General features: G+C 66.0%; 26 protein-coding genes. 17 read left to right on the top strand and 9 right to left on the bottom strand.

Annotated elements, in window-relative coordinates; all coding sequences use genetic code 11:
• Positions 1-47 precede the first annotated feature (47 nt).
• Together U5914_RS02815 and btuC are read right to left on the bottom strand one after the other, a co-directional pair.
• The gene (locus U5914_RS02815) at positions 48-1,229 is read right to left on the bottom strand and encodes a heme ABC transporter ATP-binding protein (RefSeq protein WP_336134001.1); all 1,182 of its coding nucleotides are present in this window, start codon (positions 1,227-1,229) and stop codon (positions 48-50) included.
• Positions 1,226-2,272 carry a vitamin B12 ABC transporter permease BtuC gene (gene btuC / locus U5914_RS02810; RefSeq protein ID WP_336134000.1) on the bottom strand — a complete coding sequence of 349 codons (1,047 nt, stop codon included), beginning with the start codon at positions 2,270-2,272 and terminating at the stop codon, positions 1,226-1,228. The genes U5914_RS02815 and btuC overlap by 4 nt, the downstream gene beginning before the upstream one ends.
• Before the next feature lie 57 nt (positions 2,273-2,329).
• On the opposite strand from btuC, the gene U5914_RS02805 reads away from it, so the two are divergent.
• The 4 genes from U5914_RS02805 to U5914_RS02790 all read left to right on the top strand — a co-directional run bounded on the left by U5914_RS02805 (position 2,330) and on the right by U5914_RS02790 (position 5,478).
• Positions 2,330-3,406 carry a PGF-CTERM-anchored ABC transporter substrate-binding protein gene (locus U5914_RS02805; protein ID WP_336133999.1) on the top strand — a complete coding sequence of 359 codons (1,077 nt, stop codon included), beginning with the start codon at positions 2,330-2,332 and terminating at the stop codon, positions 3,404-3,406.
• Between the two features lie 77 nt (positions 3,407-3,483).
• Complete coding sequence (srp19, locus tag U5914_RS02800) at positions 3,484-3,762, top strand: signal recognition particle subunit SRP19 (protein WP_336133998.1); 279 nt, start codon at positions 3,484-3,486, stop codon at positions 3,760-3,762.
• On the top strand, positions 3,759-3,986 hold the full coding sequence (locus U5914_RS02795; RefSeq protein WP_336133997.1) for an H/ACA ribonucleoprotein complex subunit GAR1: 228 nt from the start codon (positions 3,759-3,761) through the stop codon (positions 3,984-3,986). The genes srp19 and U5914_RS02795 overlap by 4 nt, the downstream gene beginning before the upstream one ends.
• 466 nt (positions 3,987-4,452) lie before the next feature.
• Positions 4,453-5,478, top strand: a complete 1,026-nt coding sequence (locus U5914_RS02790; protein ID WP_336133996.1) for a presenilin family intramembrane aspartyl protease PSH — start codon at positions 4,453-4,455, stop codon at positions 5,476-5,478.
• Here the strand turns inward: U5914_RS02790 and U5914_RS02785 are convergent, their stop codons facing one another.
• Together U5914_RS02785 and U5914_RS02780 are read right to left on the bottom strand one after the other, a co-directional pair.
• Positions 5,479-6,477 (bottom strand): ornithine cyclodeaminase family protein, encoded by a 999-nt coding sequence (locus tag U5914_RS02785; protein ID WP_336133995.1) that lies wholly within the window; start codon positions 6,475-6,477, stop codon positions 5,479-5,481.
• Positions 6,478-6,515: 38 nt separating this feature from the next.
• Positions 6,516-6,755, bottom strand: coding sequence for a DUF8015 family protein (locus U5914_RS02780; protein WP_336133994.1), 240 nt, complete (start codon positions 6,753-6,755; stop codon positions 6,516-6,518).
• A 295-nt stretch (positions 6,756-7,050) separates the two neighbouring features.
• Here U5914_RS02780 and U5914_RS02775 point away from each other — a divergent pair, with 295 nt between their 5' ends.
• The 3 genes from U5914_RS02775 (at position 7,051) to U5914_RS02765 (ending at position 9,145) form a co-directional block, all read left to right on the top strand.
• A complete protein-coding gene (locus U5914_RS02775) occupies positions 7,051-8,388 on the top strand; it encodes an MFS transporter (RefSeq protein WP_418766728.1) in 1,338 nt (445 codons plus the stop codon).
• Positions 8,389-8,428: 40 nt separating this feature from the next.
• Complete coding sequence (locus U5914_RS02770) at positions 8,429-8,854, top strand: DUF3054 domain-containing protein (protein ID WP_336133993.1); 426 nt, start codon at positions 8,429-8,431, stop codon at positions 8,852-8,854.
• A gap of 96 nt (positions 8,855-8,950) precedes the next feature.
• Positions 8,951-9,145 carry a hypothetical protein gene (locus U5914_RS02765; RefSeq protein WP_336133991.1) on the top strand — a complete coding sequence of 65 codons (195 nt, stop codon included), beginning with the start codon at positions 8,951-8,953 and terminating at the stop codon, positions 9,143-9,145.
• On the opposite strand, the gene U5914_RS02760 is transcribed toward U5914_RS02765, so the two are convergent.
• Positions 9,146-9,706 (bottom strand): class I SAM-dependent methyltransferase, encoded by a 561-nt coding sequence (locus tag U5914_RS02760; protein WP_336133990.1) that lies wholly within the window; start codon positions 9,704-9,706, stop codon positions 9,146-9,148.
• Between the two features lie 51 nt (positions 9,707-9,757).
• On the opposite strand from U5914_RS02760, the gene U5914_RS02755 reads away from it, so the two are divergent.
• On the top strand, positions 9,758-10,342 hold the full coding sequence (locus tag U5914_RS02755) for a GNAT family N-acetyltransferase (RefSeq protein ID WP_336133988.1): 585 nt from the start codon (positions 9,758-9,760) through the stop codon (positions 10,340-10,342).
• Positions 10,343-10,409: 67 nt separating this feature from the next.
• Positions 10,410-11,393, top strand: coding sequence for a flap endonuclease-1 (fen, locus tag U5914_RS02750; protein ID WP_336133986.1), 984 nt, complete (start codon positions 10,410-10,412; stop codon positions 11,391-11,393).
• A gap of 3 nt (positions 11,394-11,396) precedes the next feature.
• On the opposite strand, the gene U5914_RS02745 is transcribed toward fen, so the two are convergent.
• Positions 11,397-12,542, bottom strand: a complete 1,146-nt coding sequence (locus U5914_RS02745; RefSeq protein ID WP_336133984.1) for a tRNA sulfurtransferase — start codon at positions 12,540-12,542, stop codon at positions 11,397-11,399.
• A gap of 97 nt (positions 12,543-12,639) precedes the next feature.
• On the opposite strand from U5914_RS02745, the gene U5914_RS02740 reads away from it, so the two are divergent.
• The 3 genes from U5914_RS02740 (at position 12,640) to U5914_RS02730 (ending at position 15,471) form a co-directional block, all read left to right on the top strand.
• Positions 12,640-12,873: a BolA family protein gene (locus U5914_RS02740; protein ID WP_336133982.1), complete on the top strand. Its 234-nt coding sequence runs from the start codon at positions 12,640-12,642 to the stop codon at positions 12,871-12,873.
• Between the two features lie 99 nt (positions 12,874-12,972).
• The gene (locus U5914_RS02735; protein ID WP_336133980.1) at positions 12,973-14,388 is read left to right on the top strand and encodes a class II fumarate hydratase; all 1,416 of its coding nucleotides are present in this window, start codon (positions 12,973-12,975) and stop codon (positions 14,386-14,388) included.
• A 69-nt stretch (positions 14,389-14,457) separates the two neighbouring features.
• Positions 14,458-15,471, top strand: coding sequence for a deoxyhypusine synthase (locus U5914_RS02730; protein ID WP_336133979.1), 1,014 nt, complete (start codon positions 14,458-14,460; stop codon positions 15,469-15,471).
• A 72-nt stretch (positions 15,472-15,543) separates the two neighbouring features.
• Here U5914_RS02730 and U5914_RS02725 read toward each other — a convergent pair whose 3' ends face one another.
• A complete protein-coding gene (locus U5914_RS02725; RefSeq protein ID WP_336133978.1) occupies positions 15,544-15,690 on the bottom strand; it encodes a hypothetical protein in 147 nt (48 codons plus the stop codon).
• Positions 15,691-15,818: 128 nt separating this feature from the next.
• Between U5914_RS02725 and U5914_RS02720 the strand changes: the two genes are divergently transcribed.
• The 4 genes from U5914_RS02720 (at position 15,819) to U5914_RS02705 (ending at position 19,308) form a co-directional block, all read left to right on the top strand.
• Positions 15,819-16,205 (top strand): hypothetical protein, encoded by a 387-nt coding sequence (locus tag U5914_RS02720; RefSeq protein WP_336133977.1) that lies wholly within the window; start codon positions 15,819-15,821, stop codon positions 16,203-16,205.
• Between the two features lie 57 nt (positions 16,206-16,262).
• Positions 16,263-16,808 (top strand): hypoxanthine/guanine phosphoribosyltransferase, encoded by a 546-nt coding sequence (gene hpt, locus U5914_RS02715; protein WP_336133975.1) that lies wholly within the window; start codon positions 16,263-16,265, stop codon positions 16,806-16,808.
• A 98-nt stretch (positions 16,809-16,906) separates the two neighbouring features.
• The gene (locus U5914_RS02710; RefSeq protein WP_336133973.1) at positions 16,907-18,280 is read left to right on the top strand and encodes a uracil-xanthine permease family protein; all 1,374 of its coding nucleotides are present in this window, start codon (positions 16,907-16,909) and stop codon (positions 18,278-18,280) included.
• Positions 18,281-18,336: 56 nt separating this feature from the next.
• Complete coding sequence (locus U5914_RS02705; RefSeq protein ID WP_336133971.1) at positions 18,337-19,308, top strand: acetamidase/formamidase family protein; 972 nt, start codon at positions 18,337-18,339, stop codon at positions 19,306-19,308.
• A 122-nt stretch (positions 19,309-19,430) separates the two neighbouring features.
• Here the strand turns inward: U5914_RS02705 and U5914_RS02700 are convergent, their stop codons facing one another.
• Together U5914_RS02700 and U5914_RS02695 are read right to left on the bottom strand one after the other, a co-directional pair.
• A complete protein-coding gene (locus U5914_RS02700) occupies positions 19,431-20,081 on the bottom strand; it encodes a hypothetical protein (protein WP_336133969.1) in 651 nt (216 codons plus the stop codon).
• A gap of 240 nt (positions 20,082-20,321) precedes the next feature.
• A complete protein-coding gene (locus tag U5914_RS02695; protein WP_336133967.1) occupies positions 20,322-21,275 on the bottom strand; it encodes a glycosyltransferase in 954 nt (317 codons plus the stop codon).
• A 178-nt stretch (positions 21,276-21,453) separates the two neighbouring features.
• On the opposite strand from U5914_RS02695, the gene U5914_RS02690 reads away from it, so the two are divergent.
• Positions 21,454-22,809: a sulfatase gene (locus tag U5914_RS02690; RefSeq protein WP_336133965.1), complete on the top strand. Its 1,356-nt coding sequence runs from the start codon at positions 21,454-21,456 to the stop codon at positions 22,807-22,809.
• Positions 22,810-22,839 lie beyond the last annotated feature (30 nt).

The raw sequence follows: 22,839 nt of genomic DNA, 5'->3' as shown, positions 1-22,839 counted from the left end.
TATTGGTGTTCAGGCAGGTATTGCTACACCCGCTTTTCGGGACGAAACTACCGCCGAGTCCTCGATGGGAGGGATTCCAGCGGGTTCTGAACCGCCGTCAACAGGTCCCGTTCGTCGACCGTTCGCGCGTGGTCGGGCGGGTCGGTGCCCGGCAGGGCGAGCATCGGGTCGGCGGTTCGGGCCAGCGTCGCGTTCGCCCCGTCGACTGGCGCGGCGAGGACGGTCACGTCGGCCGCGGCAACGAGGTCGCTTGCCGATTCCGTCCGGGTCTCGGGGACCGACTCGAACGGCGGTGCGGTCACCACGTCGCTGGCGACGCTTCGGGCGGTCGCCACCGCGGCGTCGCCCTCCGGCAGGATACCGACCGTTACGGCGATGCCGGCATCGACGAGGCGCCCGATAACCCGGGCGGCGCGTTCGCCGCCGCCGAGAACGTGGACCCGTCGGTCGCCCGGCGGGACGTCCGACAGCGGCGTGACCGCCCGCGTCCCGGTCACGGGATTGGTCGCGACCGCGGTCCGGACGTCGAAGGCGGTTTCGAGCCGTTCGGCGGTGAGGACCTCCTCCGGCGGGCCGTCCGCGACGATGTCGCCGCCCGCGAGCAGCGCCATGCTGTCACAGAAGCGGGCGGCCAACTCGAGGTCGTGAATCGCGGCGACGACGGTCTTGCCCTCGTCGGCCAACTCGCGGGCGAGCGAGAGGGTGCGGACCTGATGGTTGATGTCGAGGCTGGCGGTCGGTTCGTCGAGCAGGAGCGTCGGCGTCTCCTGTGCCAGCGCCCGCGCGAGCAGGACGCGCTGGCGCTCGCCGCCGCTGAGGGAGTCGATAGAGCGGTCGGCAAAGCGGGCGGTGTCGGTCCGCTCCAGCGCCGCTTCGACGGCCTCGCGGCCGGCGGCGTCGGCCGTCGAAAACCGCGAGCGGTGCGGCGTCCGTCCCATCGCGACCACGTCCTCGACGTCGAACTCGAAGGCGACCGAGGTCGCCTGTGGCACCGTCGCGACACGTCTGCCGACCGCCTTGGCCGACAGTTCGGCTACGTCCTCGCCGTCGACGGTGACCCGGCCGCTGTCCGGCGCCAATAGCCCGTTCGTCGTCCGCAACAGCGTCGTCTTGCCGGCGCCGTTCGGGCCGACCAGCGCGAGGAACTGCCCTTCGGGCACCGAAAGCGAGACGCCGTCGAGGACGGTCGTCGCCCCGAAGGATATCGAGACGTCGTCGAGAGAGATCACAGCGCGTGCACCTCCCGTTTTCGGAGCAGGTACAGGAAGAAGGGCGCACCCAGCGCCGCGGTGACGATGCCGACCGGCATCTCGCCGGGGCCCATCCGGGCGATGGTGTCGGTCGCGACGAGGAAGACCGCGCCAGCGAGCGCGCTCGTCGGGATGAGGATTCGGTGGTCGGGCCCGACGACCAACCGCATCATGTGCGGGACGATGAGGCCGACGAAGCCGATGACGCCCGAGACGGCGACGACGGCGGCAGTGACGGTCGTCGACCCCGCAAGCAGGACCCGCTTGGTCCGCTCGACGTCGATACCGAGGGTGTGGGCGTCCTCCTCGCCGAGCAGCAGGACGTTCAGGTCCCGGGCGTAGGCCAACAGAATGACGAAGAGGACGGCAACGACGGGGGCGGCGATGCGGACCCGGCCCCACGTGCTGTGCTGGAGGTGGCCCATCAGCCAGTAGACGGCGGTTTCGAGGCTGTCGCCGGCGTACAGGAGCATATAGGAGATGACTGCCCCGAGGAACGTCTGGACGGCGACGCCGGCCAAAAGGAGCGTGGCGACGGGCGTGCGGCCGTCCTCGTTGGCGATGAGGTAGACGCCGAAGGCGGCGACGAGCGCGCTCACGAAGGCGAATGCGGGCAGGCCGTAGGAGACGGAGACCGGCAGGACGATGAAGGCGACGGCACCGACTGCGGCGCCCGTCGAGACGCCGATAATCGAGGGGTCGGCCATCGGGTTCCGGAAGAAGCCCTGCATGACGGTCCCCGCAAGCGCGAGCGCGAAGCCGACGACCGCGCCGAGCACGATGCGGGGCAGGCGAATCCCGCGGACGATGAGTTCGGTCGTCTCCGGGAGTTCGAAGGCGAAGGGGCGAACCCACGCGAGCCCGCCCGTCGTCGGTACCGGTACCGTGAGACCGTTGAGGGCGGCGAAAAGCACCGCCTGTGGCCCGATATCCGCGGACCCGACGGTAGCGCTGGCGACGACGACACAGACCAGCAGTGCCGTCAGACCGGCGGACCACGCGAGCGTCCGTCGGAGGACCATGAACAAACGTATTTGCTTTAGCCAAATATTTATTGCGTTCGGTTGTGCTTCCCCATGATGACAGCAACACATCGCGCGCTGGCGTTGTCAGCGCTGCTCGTCGTCTCCCTCGTCGGCTTCGCCGCCGCGCCCGCGGCCGCGAGCCACGACGGTGACGCCACGGACTGTGCGTTCCCGCTGACCGTCACCGACGATACGGGAACCGAGGTAACGCTCGATGGAGAAGCCCAAACCGTGGTCGCGCTCGATGCGGCCTCCGCTCAGACCTTCTGGGAGGTCGGCGCCGCCGACCACGTCGTCGGGATGCCCGTCCGTTCGTATACGGAGTATCTCGACGGCAGCGAGAACCGAACCGACGTCCTGAGCGACGACGGCATGACCGTCGACGTCGAGACGGTCGTCGAACTCGATGCGGACCTCGTCGTCGCGCCGAACTTTACGCCCAACGAGACCGTTCAGCAACTCCGAGACGCCAACCAGACCGTCTACCGGGCGCCGTTCGAGTCGTCCTTCGAGGCCATCTACGACAAGACCGAACTCTACGGCCACTTCGTCGGCAACTGCGAACAGGGCGCCGAAACCGCCGAGGAGACCCGCAACGAAGTCGAGACGATTCGCGAGACAGTCGCCGACTCCGAGCGCCCCCGCGTGCTCTACTACATCTTCGGCTCCGTCGCCGGCGAAGGGACCTTCATCGGCGACATGGTCGAGACTGCCGGCGGCACCAACGTCGCCGCCGAGGCCGGCCTCAGCGGCTTCCCGCAGATATCCGACGAGACCATCGTCGAACAGGACCCCGAATGGATCGTCACGACCGACAACGACGCCGCCATCGACACGAGCCGCGAGCCGTTCCAGACGACGACCGCCATCGAGAACGAGCAGGTGCTCCGGGTCGACGCCGACCTCGTGAGTCAGGCCGGTCCGCGCGTCGTCGTCCCACTCCGAACGATGGCCGAGGCGTTCCACCCCGAGGCCTTCGCCGAGGAGACCGAAACCGAAGCGACGACCGGGACCGCCACTGGGACCGCCACCGAGACCGACGGCGACACCGACGGTGACGGTGCCGGCTTCGGCGTCGCCGTCGCCGTCGCCGCGCTGCTCGGTGCGGCCTTCCTCGTCCGCCGTCGATAGCTGGCCTGTCAGCCGTCGACACACTGCTTCGCCCGCCAACCGCCCTCTTTTTACGACGCCGACGCCCACCGTCGGGTATGGTCGAGAACGTCATCTGGCCCGCCTATCTCGACGCGAACTGCTCCCGAAGCGAGGGGCGACGCGTCCCCGAGGACCTCGCGGTCCCCGACCCCACCGTCGACGAAATCGCCAGCGCCGTCCAGCAGGTCGGCTACGACGCGGTCATCGAGCGCGACAAGACCTATCCCAAGGAGTACGGCCCCCGCGGTCGCGTCGTCGTCAAAGGTGCCGAGGACGCGACCAAATCCGACCTCCTCGGAGCCGTCGCCGCCTACGTCTCCGCCCTCCGGGAATGAAACGCATCGGCGAAGTCGTCCGGACCGCACAGGGACTGGCCGTGGTCCGGTGTTCGGACGACGACCACCCCGACCTCGGCGCGCCCGTCGTCGACCAGAACCTCGACGATATCGGAAGGGTTGTGGACGTCTTCGGCCCCGTCGAGCGGCCGTACGTCGCCGTCTCGCCTCGGGACTCGGTTTCGCTTCCGGGGTTACTCGGTGAGAAACTCTACGTGCGATAGTGGTTCTGTTTGTTTCTCGTTGACTTTATAAATCGAGCGTGGCGGCTTCCTGAGCACGAACAGTCAGAAAGCCCTCGGCCCGCTGGCGGTCGCTGAGCGGCCTATATCCGAACGAAGTGAGGATATGCCGCTCAGCGACTCCCCTCCGGCGCCACCGGACCTCGCCCTTTCATTCCGCCAAGGACCACAACCGCACCGCGCCTGCCCTTCCCCGGGTTCGCGGGGCTTCGCCCCGCTCACCACATCGAGGGCTCACTCCGCTCGCCCCCCGCAACGGCTCGCGAGGGCCGCCACGGGCGGCCACTCGCTCCCGGCCCATTGATTATTTAAATGGCGTGCGACCGTATCCGGCCAAGGGCTTCGGGTGCAGTGGTCCCTTTTCAGTCCCAGCCGTAGCAAGCAACCCACACGTCAGCAGCGATAGTCAACCACAACGCCCAAACGCGGGCCGCCGGAGTGTAGTGGTATGAAGCGGGCCTACGCCGCCGTCGCCGCCACCGCTGGCATATTCCTGCTCGTCCAGCTCGGTTCCCTCGCCCTGGTACAGCCCTTCATGGACGCCGGCTACCAGACCGTCGAGGACCCCAGCGACCCGACCAACAGCCTCCTGTACATCGGTGCGATTCTCGTCGCGACGCTGGTGATGCTCGCGGCCATCAAACTCGACGTCGAGCGCCTGATTCAGGGGCTCATCATCTTCGCGTCGGTCTTCCTCTCGTTTTACGTCTTCTCGGTGGTCGTCCCGTCAGTCGTCACCGTCGCCGGATTGAACGTCCTCGCCGTCCTCGCGGCGCTGGCCCTCGGTGCCGGCCTGCTGCTGTATCCGGAGTGGTACGTCATCGACGCCGCCGGCATCGTCATGGGCGCGGGCGCTGCAGGGTTGTTCGGCATCAGTTTCGGCCTGCTGCCCGCGCTGGTCCTGCTGGTCGTGCTGGCGGTCTACGACGCCATCTCGGTGTACGGCACCGAACACATGCTCACGCTGGCCTCGGGGGTCATGGACCTCCGCCTGCCCGTCGTGCTCGTGATTCCGCTGACGCTGTCGTATTCGTTCCTCGACGAACAGGGCCCCGAGACGATTTCGGACGGGGAGGCCGAGGAGGACGACACATCGGAGGACGGCACGGACGAAGCGCCTGACGAGGCCCCTGACGGCGAGGAACCGCCGGAGGACCCCTTCGCCCGCGACGCCTTCTTCATCGGCCTCGGCGACGCGGTGATTCCGACCATCCTCGTCGCGTCGGCGGCCTTCTTCCGCCCCGGCGACGCCACCCTGCTGGACGTGCCGGGGCTCGCCCTCACCCTGCCGGCCCTCGGCGCGATGGTCGGCACGCTGGTCGGGCTGTTGACGCTGATGTGGATGGTGATGAAGGGGCGGGCCCACGCCGGCCTGCCGTTGCTCAACGGCGGCGCGATTGCGGGCTATCTCGTCGGCGCGCTGCTGGCGGGCATCGCGCTCGTCGACGCACTCGGCGTTGCGCCGTATCTCTGATTACTCGCCGGTCAGCGCTTCGCTGCCGGGCAGGAACTCGATGGTCTCGCCCAGCCCCTGCTCGTCGGCGCGCTGGTAGAGGTACCACGCGGCAGCGACCGTCTCGATGCCGGTTCCGCCGCTGTCGAAGACAGTAATCTCGTCGTCGCTGGTCCGGCCGGGTTCGTGGCCGGCGACGACCTCGCCCAGTTCGGCGTGGATGTGTTCTTCGTCGATGAGGCCGCCGTCCAGCGCATGGAGGAAGGCGCCGGCGTCCTGAAACGCGCGCTCCCGGAGGTCGGGGACGTAGGTCGAGCGGGCGACGGTTTCGGGCGGAATCTCCTGTTTGCCGCGGTCGTACTGGCCCATCGCCGTCACGTGGGCGCCGTCGGGGAGTTCGTGGTCGTGGAAGACGGGGTCCGAAGCCTTCGTCGCGGTGATGACGACGTCTGCGTCGGCGATGGCGTCTCCCGAGGAGTCGGCAGCCGTGACGTCGGCGTCGAGGCGGTCGTCGAACTCCTCGGCGAAGGCCTCGCGGTTCGCCTCCGTCGGCGAGAAGACACGGACCGTCTCGAAGTCCCGGACGGTCGCGGTGGCCTTCAGTTGGCCGCGGGCCTGTGCGCCCGAACCGATGACTGCACAGGTGGTCGCGTCCTCGCGGGCGAGTTCGTCGACGGCGACGGCGCCCGCGGCGCCGGTCTTGAAGGGGTTCATCGAGGCGCCGTCGAGCATCGCGAGCATGCGGCCGGATTCGGCGTCGAATATCGGCAGCGCGAAGTGGACGTCCTCGTCGCCGAAGCCGGCGGCGTAGGTGTAGCCGCCCATGCCGCCGACCTCGGGGAGGATGGCGAGATAGCCGGTACACATCCCCGGCGGGTCGGCGCTGACGAGTTTGGTTCGCGGTTCGGCGCTGCCGGAGTTCCCGTGGCTTTCGTAGCCCTCGCGGACCCACTCGACGTAGTCGGCGGGAGTAGCGAGGTCGGCGAGTTCGTCACTTCGCAGGAACAGAACGTCGGTCATGGAAGGCGCTTCGAGCGCGGCGGGTTTAGTGACTGCGGCTATTCGAGGGAGGGACCGTTACCGGAGGGGGCGTCGGGAGCCGTCTGCCCGCCGTTGGGTGCCGTCGACGCCGCGACGGGCGCGTTGACGAACATCGCATGGCCCATCAGCCCGAGGGAGGCGATGGAGGCCAGCGGCACGGAAGCGGATAACGACATCCCGGCGGCGAGCAGAATTGCGGTCAGGCCGGCGAGCGAAAGGGGAATGAGTCCCAGCACGATGTCGTAATAACCCGTCATAATACATGTACAACTAGGAGGAATACCGGTATAAGTGTTTCCTAAAACGCGCTGATATGAAACGGGATGTAGACGTGTCGGTGTCGTGTATGTGCTGGATTATATCTTTATAACTTATAGATTGGTTTTACACCGAAATACCGATATTTGGGCCTTCTCAGTCGGTCCGACGGATTCGCCGAGATAACCTGTCGAAACGCCGGCGGAATGCGCATTGGTAATATCGTTTCGATGGATGCCAGCGAAGCGCGCCGAGTCCGTTCGTTTATTCCGAGGGGGCCGCAATCGCCGCACGATGAGTGACGATTCGCCGGGGGGAGACGACTCGGCCGATGGCTCGGGTGGCGGCTCGACGGCGATGGACGGAGACGCCGACGCGTCGTCGGGCATCGACTACGACGGACGCGCACGCGACGTGCTCGGCTTCTCTCGGTGGTGGCAGATCGTCGCCGCCGCCGGGATGATGGCCGCCGTCAGTCCCTACCAGTACGTCTGGTCGTCCATCGAGGGGCCGCTCGCCGAGAGCCTCGATATCGCCCTGCCGGCGCTCGGGGCCGTCTTCTCCTTTTATGTCGTCTTCCAGTCGCTCTCGCAGTTCCCGGCCGGCTGGTGGCGGGACCGACGCGGCCCGCGTGCGCTGACGTTCCTCGCGGCTCTCCTCGCCGGCGGCGGCTACGTCGGCCTCGCCTACGCCGACAGCGTCTGGCAACTCTACGTCCTTTACTCGCTGGGAGCGGTCGGCGTCGGCATCATCTACACCGTCGCGGTCAACACCGCCGTCAAGTGGTTCCCGGACCGAACTGGCCTCACGACCGGCATCGGGACGATGGCCTTCGCCGGCGGGAGCGCGCTCGTCGTCCCCTACGTCCGCGCGAACGCGACGGTCACCGCCTACGCCGACGTCCTCCGGAACGTCGGCATCGCCATCCTCCTCATCCTGCTTGTCGGGGCCGTCGTCCTCCGGGACCCGCCCGCCGAGTGGTTCGGCGGCGACGACACCGACGATTCGGACCTCGCGGCCTCGCTTCGTGGCGACGCCTACTCGCCGACCGAGATGCTCCGCACGTGGCAGTTCTGGCTGCTGTATGCCATGTTCGTCGCGATGGCCGGTGCCGACCTCGTCGTCATCGCCAACGTCGTCCGTGTGGCCGAACACTTCGGCTTCGCGGCGGTCGTCGCGACCATCGCCGCGACGCTGTTGCCGCTTTCGGCGGGCGTCTCCCGGATGATACTCGGCGAGCTGTCGGACCGCTTCGAGCGAAAGTACGTCATGGCCGGCTCCTTCCTGCTCGCCGGCCTGTTCCGCCTCGGCCTCGTCGGGGCGGGCACGGCGGATGCCGGCCTCGCTTTCGTCGGGATGGTCATCCTCGCGATGTTCTTCTCCTCGCCGCTGTACGTCTTCTTCCCGGCGATGCTCTCGGAGTACTACGGCGCCGAACACTCCTCGTCGAACTACGCGGTCCTCTACACCGCCAAGGTCGGTGGCGGCGTCTTCGCCGGCACCGTCGTCGGCTTCCTCGTGGCGGCCTACGGCTGGGTCCCGACCGTCTCGCTCGGGGCAGCCCTCGCCATCGCCGCCGGCCTCGCGGCCTTCGTCCTCCGGCCGCCCTCCGGGTCCGGCCTCCTCGCGTGATTCCGCAAGGACTTGTAAGGGCCCCGCCGAACGGCCGGATATGGCAGACCAATCGTTCCTCGAACAGCGACTCGACGCCAGCACGTGGCCCATCGCGGTCGGCGACCTCGTCGTGCTGCTGGCGTTCCTGCTGGTCGGTACGGCCCAACACCGGCCCGCGCTCTCGCCCATCGACATCCTCACGACCGAACCGCTCGTCTTCGTCAACGCCGCCGCCCCCTTCATTCTGGGCTGGCTCATCGCCGCGCCGCTCATCGGGGCCTACTCGCCGGGCGGCGGGTCCGCGCCCAACTCATCGATTCCGCTGGCGATTCGCTCGTGGATTCCCGCCGCAATCATCGGGTTCGCCATCCGCGCGACGCCGTTCGTCGAAGGCAACGTCCAACTCACCTTCGTCGCTGTCATAACCGTCGGCGGGGCCGTCGTCCTCGCGGTCTGGCGGTTCATCTACTTCAAACTGCGGTAGCAGTTCGACGCCCGCTCGGGTATTCAAAAGGCGGTGTATATCCGGGGTAAGCTCTTTTCGTGGTGGTTTCCCAGTTCGGAGAGACAGGAGTTACCAATGCGCAAATCACGGGGGCAGACCGGGACGGATATCGACTCCTACGCGGGCGCCGACGTCACGGCGGGCCGACTCGCGTTGCTACACCACCCCGTCGTTCATTCGATTCGGGTGTTGAACCACCGACGCGCCGAGGGAATCGGAATCGACGAGCACTCGGAGGTGAACGGGACGGTCGAGAACGGCGACGAATAGCTACTCCTTGACGCCGACGATGGTCATCTCGAAGCCGTACTCGATGGGCCGTGGGTCCAAGCCGGCCGCCTCGATGCGGGCTTCGAGTTCTGCCGCCGTATAGAAGGTCGAATCGAACGCGACCGCACGCTCGGCCACATCCAGCAGTCGGCCGCGGCGGGTCGAGCGGTCGAACTCCCGAATCACGAGCACGCCGCCCGGCGCGAGCACGCGGGCGATCTCCTCCAGACAGCGGTCGTGGTCCGGGAAGTGATGGAGTGCGTCCACGATGATGACGGCATCGACCGATTCCGTCGCCAGCGGTAGGTCGGTCGCGCTGGCCTGTACCGCCTCCAGTCCCTTCGCGCGCGCCCGTTCGAGCATCCCGCGGGCGGGGTCCAGCACCGCCGCGCCGACCTCCCGCGCGGCGCGTCCGGACCCGCCGCCCACCTCGACGATGCGCTCGACGTCCCGGTCGGCACACGCGAACCCCTTTTTGAGGGATAGCGCGTCGGCCGACGGCATGAACAGGTCGTACAGCGGGGCGAAGGTGTCGAAGGCCGTCACGTCCCAGCGGTTCATGTCGTCTCCATCGAGCGCCGAGCATAACACCGTTGTCCCCCTACACCGACCGTGACCGCCGCTATCGTCGACCCAGTGGTGCTCGGCTGGCCCGAGGAGGGGCCGACGCTCCGACTGGACTACCGCGAGTTCAGCTACGCCGGGAAGTTCGTCATGTCGAACACGGGTAAGGCGGTGATTCGGGCGCGTGCGGGCCGCGACGACCCGGACACAACCGATAGCAAGTGGGACGAAGACGTCCTCGCCGCGGTCGCGTTCAATGAGGACCGGACCGACCCCGAGACGCTGTGGCTCCGCTACGTGACCGTCCACGAGGACCGTCGCGGCGATGGCCTCGGGCCACGACTCTGTGCGTTCGTCGCCCAGCGAGCGGCCGACCGCGGCTACGAACGGGTCCGCATCGCGGTCAACAACCCCTTCGCCTACGAGGCGCTTTATAAATCGGGCTTCGCCTTTACCGGCGAGGAGACCGGCATCGCCGAACTCGTCCTCGAACGGCCCGCCGACCGCCCGGCCGAGCGGCCGACCAAGCGCTATCAGGCCGGGCTCGACATCTACCGCAAGCGGGACCTCTCCGAGGCGGAGACCGCGTTTCTGGAACGCAAACGTGGGGCGTCACCCCCGCCGACCGAGTGACCGCGTTCGGTTTTCGCACCGCCCGGAGCCCGACGGTTTCAAGCGCCCGCGCGGTCAACGCCCGCCAATGGGAAACGCGGATATCCGACAACTGGCGGTCATCGAACCCAAGCCCTTCGAGGAGTTGACCGGCTCGGTCGTCGCCATCGACGCCCACAACTGGCTGTACCGCTACCTCACGACGACGGTCAAGTTCACCCGCAGCGAGGTCTACACCACCGACGACGGCGAGGAGGTCGCCAACCTCGTCGGCGTCGTCCAGGGCCTTCCCAAGTTCTTCGAACACGACATCACGCCGGTCTTCGTCTTCGACGGCGGCGTCACGGAACTCAAAGACGACGAGATCGCCGAGCGGCGCGAACAGCGCGAGGAGTACGAGGACCAGCTCGAAGCCGCCCGCGAGGAGGGCGTCGAGGCCGCCGAAATCGCCACGCTGGAATCCCGCACCCAGCGGCTCACCGACACGATTCAGGAGACGACCCGCGAGCTGCTCGCCCTGCTCGACGTCCCCTACATCGAGGCGCCGGCCGAGGGTGAGGCACAGGCCGCCCACATGGCCCGGACCGGCGACGTCGACTACGCCGGCTCCGAGGACTACGACAGCCTCCTCCTGGGTGCGCCCAAGACCCTCCGGCAACTCACCAGCAAGGGCGACCCCGAGTGCATGTACTTCGACCGGACGCTCGAAGAACACGACCTCACGTGGGAGCAGTTGGTCGACGCCGCTATCCTCATGGGCACCGACTTCAACGAGGGCATCTCCGGCGTCGGCCCCAAGACCGCCGTCAAACTCGTCCGCGAGCATGGCGACCTCTGGAGCGTGCTGGAAGCACGTGACGAGGTCATTCCCAACGCCGAGCGCATCCGGCACATGTTCCTCGACCCCGACGTGACCGACGACTACGACTACGATACCGATATCGACCCCGACCTCGATGCCGCGAAAGCCTACGTCACCGACGAGTGGGGGATTCCCGCCGACGAGGTCGAGCGCGGCTTCGAGCGAATCGAGGAATCCGTCGTTCAGACCGGCCTCGACCGCTGGAGTTAGTTTTTAAATATCGACGCGTTCGGCGCCGGCCGCATCCTCTTTTGCCCGCTCGAAGATGTCGTCGGGTTCGACCTTCAGCAGCCCCTCCAGTCGGCCCTTCGTCTCGGGTTTATCAGGCGCCAGTCGATTACACCCGGCAGAGATTCCGGCGTCCTCGAACGTGCCGAGGTCCTTCGCGCGCTCGACGATTTCGGGTTTGTCGGCCGAAAAGAGGGGCCGATGGACCGGCGTATCGACGGCGGCGCTGGTCACCTGCAGGTTGCGCGCGGTCTGGCTGGATTTCTGCCCGAGCGCCTCGCCGGTGACGATGCCGGCGGCGTCTTCCTGTTCGGCGATGGCTTCGGCGACGGCGAAGAAGTAGCGCCGCAACGAGAGCATCCGGCCGCGGTCGACGTGGTCGGCGATGTGGTCGACCGACGCCCCGCCGTCGACGACGTACGGGCGGAGGTCGTGGTTCGGCGCGCGCTCGGCGAGGCGTTCGCAGGCCGAGAGCGCGCGGGCACGGTGGTCGACGCCGCCGTAATCGCCCAGGTCGACGTAGACCGGAATTACGGGCGAGCCGTGGCGCATCGCCTCGAACGCGGCGACGGGCGAGTCGATGCCCCCGGAGACGAGCGCGACGAGCGGCGCCTGCGTGCCGACCGGCAGGCCGCCGGGCCCCTCCCGGCGCTCGGCGAAGACGTAGGCGACCTGATGGCGCACGTCGGCCTCGAAGGTCATGTCGGGGTCCTCGAGGTCCACGGCAGCATCGACGGCCTCGCCGACGGCGGCGCCGCCCTCGCGTTCGAGTTCGGGACTCGTGAAGGGGTGGTCGCCCGCGCGTGAGGCGCGGACGGCGTAGGTGTCGAACTCGTCGGCGCGCTCGCGAGCGAGGTCGGCGAGGGCGTCGTAGATGGTCTCAGCCTCGGGAGCGACCGCTCGGGCGGGGCTGGCTGAGACGACGCCCGGAAGGGCGCTGGCGGCGTCGGCCGCGGCGTCGGTCGCATCCGTCTCGACGATGAGGCGGCCCGCGGTGCGTTCGACCTCACCGTCGATATCGCGGGCATCGAGGGCGGCCGCGAGGTTCGAGCGCAGTTGCTCCTCCATGTTGCGGCGGACGGGCCGGCCCTTCGTGCTGAGTTCGCCGTAGCGAACGACGACGCGATTCATACCCGAATTCGACGGTCGGCGGATAAATGCGTGCCGCTGTCGGGACACGGGATTCCGGTGCGCGGTGTTTTTGCTCCCCCGGTGTCCACTAACGGCCATGACTCCCGAAGAGGTCGAGGAACGCATCGAGGCGGCCATCGACGACTGCGAGGCGACCGTCGAGCGAGCGCGCGGCGACCACGACGACGACCACCTGCGGGCGACGGTCGTCTCCCCGGCCTTCGAGGGCGAGTCGCTGCTCGACCAACACGACATGGTCTACGACGCCTTGGGTGAGGCGATGACGACCGAGATTCACGCCCTGGAGTTGACGACGCGGACGCCCGAGTGAGTCTCGGAGCTAACGGTCGGAAGCCACCAAGCCTATCGGTCGCGGTGGTTCGACGCGTGTTTCGATGATTTTTACGTACCCCGGTGTGACCCTCCGCGTATGGCTGACGACGAGCAGGAATACCGGACCGAACAGGACAGTCTCGGCGAGATGCAGGTGCCGGCGGACGCCTACTGGGGCGCCCAGACCCAGCGTGCCATCGGCAACTTCCCCGTCTCGGGGCTCACCTTCCAGCGGCGCTTCATCCGCGCGCTCGGCATCGTCAAGAAGGCCGCCGCGCAGGCCAACCTCGAACTCGACCTCCTCGAGGAGGACAAGGCCGACGCCATCATCGAGGCCGCCGACGAGGTCATCGCCGGCCAGCACGACGACCACTTCCCGGTCGACATCTTCCAGACCGGCTCCGGCACCTCCTCGAACATGAACGCCAACGAGGTCATCGCCAACCGCGCCACCGAGATTTACGGCGGCGAAATCGGCACCCGCGAAATCCATCCGAACGACCACGTCAACTACGGCCAATCGAGCAACGACGTCATCCCGACGGCGATGCACGTCGCCGCCCTCGAAGCGGTCGAGCGCGACGTCATCCCCGGCCTCCAGACGCTCGCCGACGCCCTCGAAGCGAAGGAAGCGGAGTTCGACGACGTCGTCAAGACCGGCCGCACCCACCTGCAGGACGCCACGCCGGTCCGCCTCGGTCAGGAGTTCGGCGGCTATCGCGCCCAGATCGAGAAGGGCATCCAGCGCGTCGCCGGCGTCCGCGACAGCCTCGGCGAACTCGCACTCGGCGGCACCGCCGTCGGGACGGGCCTCAACACCCACCCCGAGTTCCCCTCGCGTGCCGCCCAGCACATCTCCTCGGCGACCGGTCTCGAGTTCCAGGAAGCCAGCAACCACTTCGAGGCACAGGCGGCCCACGACGCCATGAGCGAGGCCCACGGCGCGCTCCGCGTCGTCGCCGGGTCGATGAACAAGATCGCCAACGACCTCCGGCTGCTCGCCTCCGGGCCGCGAAACGGCCTCGGCGAGATCGAACAGCCCGAGAATCAGCCCGGCTCCTCGATTATGCCCGGCAAGATCAATCCGGTCGTCGCCGAGTCGGTCAATCAGGTCCACAAGCAGGTCGTCGGCAACGACGCGGCGGTTTCGGCCGGCGCCGCCCGCGGTGAGATCGACCTCAACCTCTACAAGCCGGTTCTCGCGTACAACTTCCTCCAGAGCGCGAACATCATCGCCAACAGCGCGGAACTGTTCGGCGAGCGCTTCGTCGCGAAACTCGAAGCCAACGAGGACCACTGCAAGAAGCAGGTCGACCAGTCGATGGCGCTGGCGACGGCGCTCAACCCCGCAATCGGCTACGACAAGGCCTCGAAGGTCGCCAAGAAGGCCCTCGAAGAAGGCAAATCCGTCCGCGAGGTCGCCGTCGACGAAGGCTACCTCAGCGAAGAGGAAGCCGACGAGGTGCTCGACCCCGCGGCGATGACCGAGCGGGTCATTCTGGGCGGCGACTAACCGACGCTTTCTCTTTTCGGCTGCTGTGCTATCGCTCCCTTGAAAAGCCGCCGCCCCGATTCTTCGGTAATGAGCGACGACGACTACGAGGAACCGGACCGCGAGGAGTTTCACCACGACCCGGTCGAACACGCCAGCGTCTCGGCGGGCATGTCCGTCGCCGACCTCGCCGAGCAGTACGGCAAGGCCGGCATCGGCGCCGCCGACCTCAGCGAGGCCATCGACGTCACCGGCGAGATGTTCGCCAGCGACGAGACGACCGTCTTCCTCGGCCTCGCGGGCGCGATGGTGCCCGCCGGTATGCGACAAATCGTCGCCGACCTCATCCGCGACGGCTACGTCGATGCGCTGGTGACGACCGGCGCGAACCTCACCCACGACTCCATCGAGGCCATCGGCGGTAAACACCACCACGGCGCCGCGGAACACGACAAACTCTCCGAACGCGAGTTCGACGAGCAGCTTCGCGACGAGGAGGTCGACCGCATTTATAACGTCTACCTACCGCAGGAGCATTTCGCGCTCTTCGAGAACCACCTCCGCGAGGAGGTCTTCGACGAAATCGGCGAGGAGGTCGTCTCTATCGCCGAGTTCACGAACGAACTCGGTCGGGCCAACAGCGAGGTCAACGACCGCGAGGACATCGACGAGGACCCCGGAATTGCCGCGGCGGCCTACGCAAACGACGTGCCCGTCTACGTGCCCGCGATTCAGGACTCCGTGCTCGGCCTGCAGGCGTGGCTCCGCTCGCAGGTGACGGGCTTCTCGCTGGACGCGCTGAAAGACATGTCGCCGCTCAACGACATCGCCTACGAGGCCGAATCGACCGGTGCCATCGTCGTCGGCGGCGGCGTCCCGAAGAACTACGTCCTCCAGACGATGCTCGTGACGCCCGACGCCTACGACTACGCGGTGCAGTTGACGATGGACCCGCCACAGACCGGCGGCCTCTCCGGGGCCACGCTGGAGGAAGCCCGCTCGTGGGGCAAACTGAAAAGGGACGCCCGAAACGTCTCGGTGTACGCCGACGCGACCATCACCCTCCCGCTCGTCGTCGCCGGCGCGCTCGACCAGGCCGAGTAAGCGACGACCTTCCTCTCGACGTTCGCGGTGTCCCTCGGTTCCTCGGCGGCGCCGACGATGCGGTATCGCGGGTCAGATACCCGCCGTGTTCGTGCTTCCACACTCCGGACATTGCGCCAACTCGCCGAGCGGTGGGTGGTCGACTCGGTTCCACGCGTCGTCGCCCGGCGGGGCTTCGAAGCCGCATTCGAGACAGCGCTGTCTGGTTGTCGCGGACATACCTACCCATGTGTCGCGGTGTCACTTAACGATACCTCGATTCCCGGAACCATCCGCATGCCGGAAGAAAAGCCCCTGACTGGGGGACCACCACGCATTTGCGAGAGGCACACTACTGTATAGCCGACATGTCAGACGTGTCCGACCTGTTCGAGGAGTTGCAAGCCGAACTCGAGGACAGCAGCCGAAACCTGAGCGACATCATCGAAAGCGCCGTCGAGGATCCGGCCTCGGCGCCCAACGTCGCCGTCGAACTGCTCGAGGAGGCCGCCAGTCGCGGCCAGTCGGTCGGCGAACTCCTGCAGGACTTCGTTCGCGAGAGCGACGACGTGGTCGGCGAGTTCACCGACGGCAACCTCTTCGTCGACCTCGGCGAGGAGGACTTCGCGCTCGACCTCGACGAGGACATCCTGCTCGTCGACCCCACCGCTGAGGAATTCGAGGACCTCCTCCGGAGCCTCGACGTCTTCGGCATCGGCGAGCAACTCGGGTTCGTCCCTTCCGAGAAGGACTGACCGCCCCTCGCCTCCGGATAACGAACGGTTTTTGCGGCGGTTGGCCGAACCGACGGCATGGAGCGTCTCCGCGAGTCGCTACACGACGCACCGATTATCGACAAGGACGGCTATCAGTACCTCGTCCACCCCATCAGCAACGGCGTCCCGATGCTCGACCCCGCCCTGCTTCGGGAGGCCGTCAGCGGGGTCATCCGGCAGGCCGACCTCGACGTGGACAAAATCGTCGCCCCCGAGGCGATGGGCATCCATCTGGCGACGGCCCTCTCCCTGCAGACCGACATCCCGCTCGTCGTCATCCGAAAGCGCTCGTACGGCCTGCCGAACGAGGTCTCGCTTCACAAGACGACTGGCTACTCCGAGTCCGAGATGTACATCAACGACATCGAGGAGGGCGACCGCGTTCTCATCGTCGACGACCTGCTTTCGACCGGCGGCACGCTGGCGGCCATCTGCAGCGCCTTCGACGAGATCGGCGCCGACATCGCGGACATCGTCGTCGTCTTCCGAAAGGTCGGGGATTCGGCGATGGACGACGTCGACCACGAGGTGACCAGCCTCCTCGACATCTCCGTCGACGAGGACGGCGTCACGATTCATTGAATGAATGCACGTATCTGTATAAATTTCCTGTAAATAGCTCTCATTTGGACGTAAACACGCAACTATTATGAGGGTGGGTATGCACCTGCCGGCCATACATGTCGGAAACTGACGGCGAGATACGGCTCGAATACGGGCTCGACGAAAAGCCCCCGTTGCCGAAATCGATCCTGCTCGGCCTCCAGCACGTCGCGGTGATGATCGTTCCGGCGACGGCAGTCGCCTTCATCGTCGCCAGCGCGGTCGGCCTCAACCCGGCCGATACCGCCTACATCGTCCAGATGGTGCTGCTGTTCTCGGGGCTGGCGACGGTCGTTCAGGCCTACACGGTCGGCCCGGTCGGCGCGAAACTCCCCATCGTCATGGGGACGAGTTTCACCTTCGTCGGCGCGGCGACGACCATCGGCGCAAATCAGGGCCTCGCGGCCGTCTTCGGCGCTATCCTCGTGACTGGATTCGCCGTCGAGGGGCTCATCGGCTGGCAGTTCAAGCGCATCAAACCCTTCTTCCCGCCGCTGGTGACCGGTCTCGTCGTCGTCATCATCGGCCTGTACCTCGTCCCGGTCGCGATGGATTACTCCGCCGGCGGCGTCGGCGCCGAGGATTACGGCGCCGTCCACAACATCGGCCTCGCCGCGCTCGTCCTCGGTATCGCCGTCGTTCTCAACATGTTCACGCGCGGCGTCGCCCGCCTCCTCAGCATCCTCGCGGGCATCAGCGTCGGCTACGTCGTCGCCGTCGCCTTCGGCCTCGTGGACTTCTCACCTATCGCGAACGCCGGCTGGGTCGCGATTCCGACGCCCGGCCGGTTCGGCTTCGAGTTCGACCCCGTCGCCATCATCACCTTCGCCTTCCTCTTTCTCGTCTCCGGGATGGAGACCGTCGGCGACATGTCCGGCATCACGGCCGCCGAGGGCCGCAACCCCGACCACGAGGAGTTCCGCGGCGGCCTTCTGACCGACGGCCTGCTCTCCTCTCTCGGCTCGGTCTTCGCCGCCTTCCCCGTCACGTCCTTCTCCCAGAACGTCGGCATCGTCAACTTCACGGGCGTCATGAGCCGCCACGTCGTCGGTATCAGCGGCGTCATGCTCGCCGTTCTCGGTCTCAGCCCCAAGGTCGGCGCCGTCGTCACCACCATCCCCAGCGCCGTCTTCGGCGGCGCCGTCCTCCTGATGGTCGGCATGGTCGCCGCCAGCGGCGCCCGCCTCATCTTCCTGCACACTGACCTCAACCGCCGGAACATGGTCATCATGGCCGTCGCCCTCGGCCTCGGACTGGGCGTCGCCACCCGGCCCGAAGCCCTCGGGGGCCTCCCCCGGGCCGCACGGACGTTCTTCGGCGAACCCGTCATCATGACCGCGCTGTCGGCGCTTCTCCTCAACACCTTCGTCCCCGGCGACCAGAGCCCCCTGTTCGACGCCGCACCCGAGGGCCCCCAAGACGCGCCCGCACCTGCCGTCGACGACGACTGATACGGAGCGTCCGACGCGAACAACAGTTCTTAGCGGCCACCGACCGTTGGCCGCCTATGGCGACTGAACCGCCGGATTATCGACTCAGCGACGACGACGAGAACGTCAACCTCGGCGTGTGGAACAAGGACTTCGAGCCCGCGCTGTCGGTCGAATCGGGTGCCGTCGTCGAGTTCGAGTGTCGCGACGCGGCGAACGGGAAATTCGACACGCAATCGACGCCCGAGGACCTCATGGCGACGTCCTTCGAGGGCCATCCGCTCACGGGCCCCGTCCGGATCGAGGGCGCCGAACCCGGCGACGTGCTCGAAGTCGAGTTGCTCGACCTCCGGCACAAGGGCTTCGGCGTGTCGTACTTCTATCCGGAATCAGCCGGAAAGGGACTCCTCCCGGCGGACTTCGACGACCCGGGACTCTACATCTGGGACCTCGACGGCGACGTCGGTCACTTCGTAAACGGCATCGAGGTGCCGCTCCACCCGTTCCCGGGTATCGTCGGCGTCGCGCCGGCCGAGTCCGGCGACCACAGTACGACGCCACCCCGTCGTGCCGGCGGCAATCTCGACATCAAGCACCTCACCGCGGGGTCGACGCTGTACCTCCCCGTCGAGGCCGCGGGCGCGATGGTCAGTATCGGCGACTGCCACGCCGCACAGGGCGACGGCGAGGTCTGTGTCACCGGCATCGAGGCCCCGATGGACGTCACCGCCCGGCTTTCGGTTCGGTCGGACATGGACATCGACCAGCCGCGGTTCGAGACGACCGGTCCCTTCTCGCCCACGGGGGCCGACGAGCCGATGTACGGCACGACCGGCGTCGCCGACGACCTCATGGACGCGACGAAACTGGCCGTCCGCCAGATGATAGACCACCTCCACGAGGAGCGCGGCCTCGCGCGTTCGGAGGCGTATCTCCTCTGTTCGGCCGCGGTCGACCTGAAACTCAATCAGGTCGTGAATCAACCGAACTGGACGGTTTCGGCGTATCTCCCCGAGAGCCTGTTTCCGGGCGAAGGGGCGCCGGAGTGACCGACCCCGGAACCCACTTTGCCGACGGGCCACTACGACCGACCGGCCGATGACGAGCAATCGGGCCGAGTCGGTGTAGGCAGCCGACGGTGACGAGCCCTATGAGTGCCGAGGCCACAAAATCACTCAGCAGATTCTATGACTTCATCATTGAGATACTTGAGCTGTTTCTCAAGTTCCCCTACCTTCTGTTGATGTACCCCGTAGAGTCCATAAAACCAGACTCGGTAGACGTGTAGCGTTTTCTCCTCTATCGATTCGGTGAATGATTCGATATTGTGCTGGTGCTGCTGAACCTCCGCTCCGAAATTGGATTTTAGCGCTTCGAAGGTCTTCCCAGTGAAACAGATAACGTGATACTCGGATTTATCTAAGATGGATAGTTGGGTGCTAAATCTGTCAATATCAGCTGTATCGGGTGTCACATTTGCGGAGTTTGGGTCTGCCACGTCAGGCACAATGTCGGTCATATATCCCCCCGTTAGGTTCCCTAATTCGTTCTCTTGGACGAATTCCTTGATACGTTCATCGTAGTGCTTCCACGACGGCGAGTGGAAGTTGGCATAATCAGTCGGAAGGTCGCTTGAGGGATTTAGTGAGACGAATACTACTTCAGGATTCAACTGGCTCTTGTTTGACTCTATGAATTCAACTAACTGGTCCGGCTGCTCCTCGATACAACCTTCATCTGGATATTCCTCGCTCCATAGCGCCCAGCTTGAACCTGGAAACTGCTCCCTTAGTTGTCGTAATGTGGTCAATGGAACAGACATCTGATTCGGATAGCAAGTCGTTCATCTGGCGGAATAATGGTGTTACTGGTTAAGCAAACTACTCCTCCCGAAGATATCATAAACCAACTTCCCCGACTACAAACTCTATTTGGAAGCCAGACCGACTAACGTTTGGACGCTATTCTAAGATAAATTGGGAGTACAGAGGTTTTGCGTCAAATTTCTACCGGTAGACCAAAATCCAATGAGTGCTGAGGCCACCGATATTCGAGCTTCCGACTACTCGCCCAGCACGACATCGACGAACGCGGGCGCGCCGTTTTCGAAGTCGGGGCGTTCGTCGGATTCGCAGTAGTGTTTCGCCCGTTCGACGACCTCGTCGACCGATGCGGCCATCGAGACGCCCTCGATTTGCTTCCGTTCGGCCTTCTCCGCGAGCGCCTTCTGGAAGGGCAGGAAGGGATAGATGACACAGGGCGTGCCGGCGACGACCGTATCCGCAATCGAGGAAAAGCCGGTGCAGATGACGACGTCGGCGGCCTCGGTGTAGGGCGTCATCGTCGGTTTGGTCTCCCAGTCGTCGTCGCCGACCGTCCGGACGTGGTAGCCGTCGGCCTCCAGTCGCTCCCGTATCTCGTCGAAGTTCTCGCCGTGTGTCCCGGGATTTATGAGCACGTCGTACTCGTCGATGTCGCCGTCGGCGTCGCCCTCCTGTGCGAGCGGGCCGACCCGGGTCGTTCCCTCCGGGGCCTCCTCGTCGGGCCACAGCGACGAGACGATGATGCCCTCGCCGAACTGCAGCGACACCTCGTTGTATATCTTCAGTGGCGTCCCCCACACCGGGCCGAAGAGGTCGGTCGTCAGGTGGTCGATTCGGTAAAAGTCGATACCCAGTTTGGCGGCCGCCAGTCCCGCGAACACGTCGTCGGTCACCAGTACGTCGGGGTCCTCCTCCTTGAGCCACCGGTGGACCTCTATCAGCCGCCGAATCGAGGAGGGAACGAGGTCGAACAGGGTGTGCTTCAGGAAGGAAAGCGGCGTGCTCCCCTTCACCGCGACCGTCGTGAGGTCGGGGTGTTCGAAGCCGTTCATCTCGACGAACTTCTTGCCCTGTCCGCCGCCGGCCATCGAGACGTCGATGCCACGGGCTTCGAACTCCTTTGCGACTGGGATGCTTCTGGCCGCGTGACCCGCCCCGTCACACCAGTAGACGATCGCCACCTTCTCCGTCATGTGGCTTCCTCTATCCGGCGACTGTATATACGGATTGTTGTAACGAAGCGCCGCGTCGTCGTCGGTCGGGGTCTGCGACGACCGGTACAGAGACAGCAATCCGTATAAATCGACCGTAGCATCCGTCCTCGCGGACCGAGACCGTAGTTACTAACTCCCGTGACGCCCGCGTTCTGCCATGGACGACGCCGTGTCCGGGCAGAAGAACGTGGTCTTTCTCGTCTTGGACTCGCTGCGAAAGGACAGGGTCTCCGCGTACAACGACGACGTGGATTTCACCGACCACATCGGCGAAACCGCCGACCGCTCGCTGGTCTTCGAAGACGCCGTCGCACAGGCGCCGTGGACGCTCCCCTCCCATGCCTCGATGTTCACCGGCGAATACCCGTGGGAACACGGCACCACACACGCTCGCAGCTACTTCGACGGCCGCGAGACCTTCGTCACGCAATTTAAAGACGCGGGGTATTCGACCGCCGCGATAACACCGAACATCTGGATTACGCCCCACAAGCGGATGACCGGGGACTTCGATTACGTCGAGAACTTCCTCGGCAAGGCGAACAACCCCCTCAGCGTCCGCGCCTCGCGCCTCGGCACTAAACTCTACCACCGGCTCGGCGACGTGACCCGGCGGGTGCTCGGCCGACAGATAGACCGCTTCTTCCAGCTTTTCAGCGTCGACGACTCGTGTAAATCCGAGGAGACCGTCGAGGCCGTCGAACGCTATCTCGGCGACCGCACCCCCGACGAGGACTTCTTCCTCTATGTGAACCTCATGGAACCCCACGAGCCGTACCACCCGCCGAGACGCTATCGGGAGAAACACGGCGTCGACCCTGATGCGACCATCGCCCACCGACAGAAGGACGTCTTCACGAAGGACATCGACTTCGAGGCCCAGCGGAAGGTCTACGACGCGTCGGTCGATTACACCGACGACCTCGTGGGACGCATCCTCGGGTCGCTGGAGGAGAACGGGCTCGACGAGGACACCGTGGTTGTCCTGCTGTCGGACCACGGACAGGCCCTCGGCGAGGACGGCGGCCAGTTCGGCCACCAGTTCACGGTGATGGAGCCGGTCGTCAACGCCGTGTTGATGGTCGACCACCCCGACGCCGGGGCCGACACGGAGGCCCGCCCCGTCGAACTCCGCAAACTCCACGACCTCGTGCCCTACTACGCGGGCATCGGCGACCGACCCGAGACGGTCGCCGCCGAGACGGTGATGGGTGGCTGTGAGTTCCCGGAGAACTTCACCGGCTACATCCCGAAGGACCGCTGGGACGAGTACTACCGCCAGCGCCGCTTCGTCAAGCGCGACGGCCGGAAGGTCGTCAGGGAACTCGAGGAGGACGGTACGGCCCACTACACGGCCTACGACCTCGAAACCGACGAGGAGACCAAGGTGCCCGACGACCTCAGGGCGGCCATCGACGCGACGGGCGAGGTCGACGCCGACGACGCGGCCGAGGCGGCCCCGGAGGTCGACGAGGCGGTCGAGCAGCGACTCGAGGAACTCGGCTACCGGTAATCGGTGGATTCTCCTTTCGTGGCCGTGCCA

The sequence above is a fragment of the Natronomonas amylolytica genome, from assembly GCF_037031205.1.
GTDB classification, from domain to species: Archaea; Halobacteriota; Halobacteria; order Halobacteriales; family Haloarculaceae; genus Natronomonas; species Natronomonas amylolytica.
This window is presented reverse-complemented; position numbering and strand designations above follow the sequence as displayed.